Raw genomic sequence first — 1,054 nt, 5'->3', positions numbered from 1 at the left:
TCTTCGCCCTGCCGACGCGCGCCGCCGGGGCCACGCTCAATGGTTATGCCCGCCTCGGCGGCCAACTGTTCAAGTGTTTCCTTAAAGTCCAGCCCGTTGATGCGGCTGTAAAAATCGAAAATATCGCCCGAAGCGTGGCAGCCGAAGCAATAAAACAGGCCCTGGTCCTCGTTGACGGAAAAGGACGGCTTTGTTTCCTGATGAAAAGGGCAGGGCGCCACCCAGCGCGGGCCGTTGCGCTTCAGCTCTACATAGCGGCGCACAACGTCCACAATATTCATGCGCTCCTTGATGGCGCGTATGGCATCCCTGGACTGCATTGGCAGATAATCTTCCTTTCCGCTTTGCCGGAAAAACTGTTTGTGCGCCTGCTGGGCAGGGCGCTTGCGCAGTGCGCAGACAAATCGGCAGACAGCTTCCAACCCTGCCGCATGTGGCACGGGTGATTTTTATGATGCCTGCGCTGCGCAACGGATTTCTTCCATTGACGGGCGCAGAAGCATTTTTGCTGCACTGACGGTGCTTTCGTCCATGCGCCGTGATCACGCCGGGTACTGTCCGTTTTTTGGTAATGCGTTTGGCTGCAAGCAGCTCCTGAACAATGTACCGTTGGAAATTATTTTTTAAATTTTACGGCGGCGGCAGCGACGCACAATGGCGCAAACACACGACGCCACTGCCTTTACGCGCAAAACCTTGTGGTAACGGCTGCACTCACATGCGCCCTTGTGTCGTGTACCCTTGTGTCGGGCGTCTGCCCGTCGCATCGCCGGAGTAATTTATTTTACTCTTGTTTTATCGCAGGATTACAATGGTCATGCCGTCGCCGCCCCTGTCTTCGGGGGCCAGGCAAAAGCTTTCCACAGCCGGAAAGGCGCGCAAAAAATCATGAACCTGACGCCTCAACGCCCCCGTACCGCGTCCGTGAACAACCTCCACTTCCCGAAAACCGGCCAGCAGCGCCTTGTCCATAAACTGTTCCAGTTCCGCAAGGGCAACATCAGCACGAAGCCCGCGCATGTCAAGGCGCAACGAGGCGCCGCCGGCTGCCCCG

At 57.2% G+C, this 1,054-nt stretch carries 2 protein-coding genes; both read right to left on the bottom strand.

What is annotated here, in order from left to right; genetic code table 11:
- The coding region (locus V6C07_RS07065; protein WP_333535648.1) for a CHC2 zinc finger domain-containing protein at nt 1-320 on the bottom strand (320 nt) is incomplete at its 3' end.
- A gap of 475 nt (nt 321-795) precedes the next feature.
- A partial coding sequence (locus V6C07_RS07060) for a Smr/MutS family protein (protein WP_333535646.1) occupies nt 796-1,054 on the bottom strand: 259 nt, incomplete at its 5' end.

Origin of the sequence: Desulfovibrio sp. 1214_IL3152 (genome assembly GCF_036763055.1) — a bacterium.
Lineage (GTDB): Bacteria > Desulfobacterota > Desulfovibrionia > Desulfovibrionales > Desulfovibrionaceae > Desulfovibrio.
This window is presented reverse-complemented; position numbering and strand designations above follow the sequence as displayed.